General features: G+C 49.5%; 4 protein-coding genes. 3 read left to right on the top strand and 1 reads right to left on the bottom strand.

Features of this window, described 5'->3' with window-relative positions; genetic code table 11:
• Positions 1–381: 381 nt before the first annotated feature.
• The 3 genes from L975_RS07745 (at position 382) to L975_RS07735 (ending at position 3,005) form a co-directional block, all read left to right on the top strand.
• The gene (locus L975_RS07745) at positions 382–1,686 is read left to right on the top strand and encodes a DGQHR domain-containing protein (RefSeq protein ID WP_052181340.1); all 1,305 of its coding nucleotides are present in this window, start codon (positions 382–384) and stop codon (positions 1,684–1,686) included.
• Between the two features lie 29 nt (positions 1,687–1,715).
• Positions 1,716–2,159 carry a hypothetical protein gene (locus tag L975_RS07740; RefSeq protein ID WP_156121134.1) on the top strand — a complete coding sequence of 148 codons (444 nt, stop codon included), beginning with the start codon at positions 1,716–1,718 and terminating at the stop codon, positions 2,157–2,159.
• 378 nt (positions 2,160–2,537) lie between these two features.
• Positions 2,538–3,005, top strand: coding sequence for an antirestriction protein (locus L975_RS07735; RefSeq protein WP_047708012.1), 468 nt, complete (start codon positions 2,538–2,540; stop codon positions 3,003–3,005).
• 27 nt (positions 3,006–3,032) lie between these two features.
• On the opposite strand, the gene L975_RS18320 is transcribed toward L975_RS07735, so the two are convergent.
• Entirely contained in the window at positions 3,033–3,353 is a 321-nt protein-coding gene (locus tag L975_RS18320; protein ID WP_177326626.1) for a helix-turn-helix transcriptional regulator, read from the bottom strand.
• Positions 3,354–3,533: the final 180 nt, after the last annotated feature.

Below are 3,533 nucleotides of genomic sequence, written 5' to 3'. Positions count from 1 at the left end.
TCGGATAGCAAGCGATGCCTGGAACAATGGCGCTTGCAACTGCCGTTCCGGCAGTGCCGCTTTCACTGGCCACGTGCCGTGGCCGCTAAGGGAAGCCGGTTTACCGGCTTCTTATGGTGTTCACCTTCACTCTGTTGTCTGCGGTGTTCACTTTTGCTGTGACTGAACCTGCCACGCTCCGGTTCGTAAACAAGGGTGCGGCTTAATGCCCGATGCCAGCACCCGTTCGCACGACGCTATGCGTCGCTTGCGCTGCGGCTTTGTCATCGCCCTTGTTTCCGTCCCTAAAGTCGCGTGGCGGTCATGTGTCACAGCAGCGTGATCCCCGCTTTCCGAGAACGGAAAAGGGAAAACACCAGAAAGAAGCCGAAGGAGGCCATGATGACTCTTCCAACTCACGAATACTTTTTTGAATTTCCGGCAATCCGTTGTCAGCAGGGCGGTCGTGTTCAATATATGCTCTGTGCGCCAATGAACATGTTGAAACGCATCATGGCTTTTGATGATGCTGGCGATGTTATGTCACGCTCACAGCGCGAGGTTCACCTTGGCCGAGCTAAAAAAATCAGTCGCTATCTGACCAATGGTTATGATCAAAAAACTGATTACATTGTGCCGACACTGGTTGGCAATATCGATGGTTCGGTTCGCTTTGAAGAAGCAAAGGGGCTGAATGGTGGGCTGGGGACGTTATTTATTTCAATGGATGCGGATATTCGCTTATTCGACGGACAGACCCGCTCGCGGGGGATCATTGACTATATTGCTGAACGTAAGGACTCAAGCGATACCATTACGTTATTGCTCACCGAAGGGTTGCCGCTGAAAGTTCGCCAGCAGTTCTTTTCAGATATTAATAATAATGCTAGCAAACCGGCTACGGCCATCTCAATGGCGTACAACCACAAAGATCCGGTTAATGAGCTAGTGCGCCAGATAGTAGAAGCTATCCCTGCACTCAAGGGCAGAGTGGATTACGAGCACAACGTGGTTCCCGCTAAAAGTGATCTGCTTATCAGCTTCAAGGCATTGCATGATGCTACCCGCAAAATGTTTGGTTTGCGTGCCGGAGATGAGATCCCAGAGGCGCTGTTTAACGACGGGATCTGTTTGTGGAAAGCGTGGAGCAAAGCGCTGCATTGGTCGTGGCTTGCTGAAAATGTTGGTGCGTCTGTGTACCGCACTCAACATATCGGCACGCATGGTGTGATGGTAAATGCCATCGGGATCGCGACGGCTATGATGCTTGAGCAGCACGATGCGGCAACGATTGCAAACTTGCTGAACAGTGATGAGCCGGAGAGTGTTAATTCATTGAGTCCCTTTGTTCATGCGCAATGGTATGGCGTGTGTGTGGATGAGGGAACAGGAACGGTGAAATGCGATACTCAGGCGCAAAACCGTGCGGCTGAAAAGTTGCTGGCGCTGTTTGGCCTGAATCCTGAACATCCGAATGCGTGGTTGCGTGCTTGTTTTAATGAGGATGTTACCGACGAGCAGGTATCCGATATGGTGGAACGAATCACCAAGGTCGCTGCCGAGAAAAAACTGGATCTTGCCCAGCTGATGATTGTTGTACCAGAGCGGATCGCTGAGAACGGCGAAGCAGTAAAGCCGATATTGCAGAATGTGCGTCGATTACGCACGTGGCTCAGCGAGCAGTTTCCGCAGACCGATGCAAAATAAACCTGTTTATTGAGTTTGGTGGCTGAACCGTGGCCACCGCTGAAGCCCCCGCGCATCGAGCGCGGGAACTTCAGAACCCGATGATAGCCAGTATTGCCCTTAAAATTGAGATTGTGATTGTTATGTGTACTAAAAAATTCACTGAGTATTACGGCGATGTTTTCCGAATTGATCTGTATCAGGCGTGCGGTGTTGATGCGTGCCACGTTTTGCCAAAATTCACGTTGGCTGACGCTGAGGATTACACATTCCCTACCTATTTCCATAAATGTGATATTCCGGTTTTCGATGGAAAAGTTGCTGTAATCGACGGTGTGGCCACCATTTTCAATGGTGAGCGTGACTATGCTGTGCTGACATTTATAGAGCCAGAATTAAAAGACATTCAGCACTTTAAGAATCTAGTGAACTCGTTAAATGAACTCTTGAAAGTCGCGTACTTATCAGGTGTTTCGGATGGTCGCGATTGTTAATCCCATCCCCTCAGTAAAATGAGGGGATTTCCCCGCTTGCAGCTGCCGTTCCGGCAGCGCCGCTTGCACTGGCCACGTGCCGTGGCCGCTAAGGATAAGAGCCAGAGCCTTCTTGCGCTCCCTTTACTTTTTCTGCAGCAGTGATCTTTGCTTCGTGGCGCACCTTATTACGAGCCGGTGCCATAACAAGAGTAAAGGCTATGCCCAACATCCTCACCCGTTCTCGCGCCGCAAGCGTCACGAGCTGCGGCTTGCGGTGTTGCTCTTGTTTTGCCCCCTAATGGCTCGTAACGGTACTTATGCCACGAAGCCAATTTCACTGCGGCGTAGAACCTGAAAAGGGAATACGCCAGAAGAAGCCTACAGGGGATATAAATAATGACTAAGCCAGCCAACTTTTCCAGTTTTGAATTTACAAAGCCGAGCGATATGGCGCGTTTTTCAGCTGGGCTGTTTGCTTATCCGTTAGCTGAGCAAATGCTGTACAACTTTGCAACGCGCCACTGTCAGGGTTATCAGGGCGGAATGTGGAGATGTTGGGTTGTGAAAGTAGATATGCTCAATGAAGAGGGCAACATTGAGGAGGGTTTTTCGGGGTATATGATGCCGGAAGAAGGCCAATATAAAACCCATATCAGTGACAATTATTTCGAGGGTGAATTGTCGGCGTCCGCTTTCGGGATTGTAGCTACATTGTTTGTCTTGAATCGCCTGTCGTGGATGGCGGCTGAAAAAGGACACCATACAATTTGTCGCAATCTGATTGATCGACAAGATGCCCTAAAGGATTTTGTCAGCTTATCCAAGCATCCAGAGGCCGAGCTGATTTTTAGAGCGATAGATTGATAAAATTTGAAAGTCGGGCTAGGTCGTCTAGTCCGATTTTTGTGCGCGCTGCTGAATCCCCCGCGCATCGAGCGCGGCGTCTTCAGAACAACATCGGAGGACGTCAGCTATCATGGTCTGCAGCAAATCGATCATGTTTTCTTTCGTCATGCCAGGATTGCGGAATGTGCTCAGCATGTTGTTTAGGGAAAGTGGTACTGTGCTCATTGCGGTACGCTTTTTGATGTGTCTGTTTTTTGCACTTTCATAGTTTTTATATGTGCGCAGGCATATGCCCAGCTCTTCAGCGGCGCGTTCTGCATCCCAGCCAAGACTTTTTCGCCACAACCTCAATTCATAGCCCGTCATTTTTCCCTCGTAAAAGTGCAATATCTGCACTTTTTGCTCACTAAAATTTTAAATAATAATACAGAAAAAGTGCAAAAAATGCACTTAAATTAGATTGGTATGGTGGCACCTTCGGCTCCCCGGCAAGCCGGGTCGTCGCCTGCACTTCGCGTGATGTCCAGTTACTGGCCATCGCGCTAC

Source organism: Plesiomonas sp. ZOR0011 (genome assembly GCF_000800945.1).
GTDB classification, from domain to species: Bacteria; Pseudomonadota; Gammaproteobacteria; order Enterobacterales; family CAMTGL01; genus Plesiomonas; species Plesiomonas shigelloides.
Note: the sequence above shows the minus strand (reverse complement) of the source record. Positions and strands in the feature narration are given on the sequence as shown.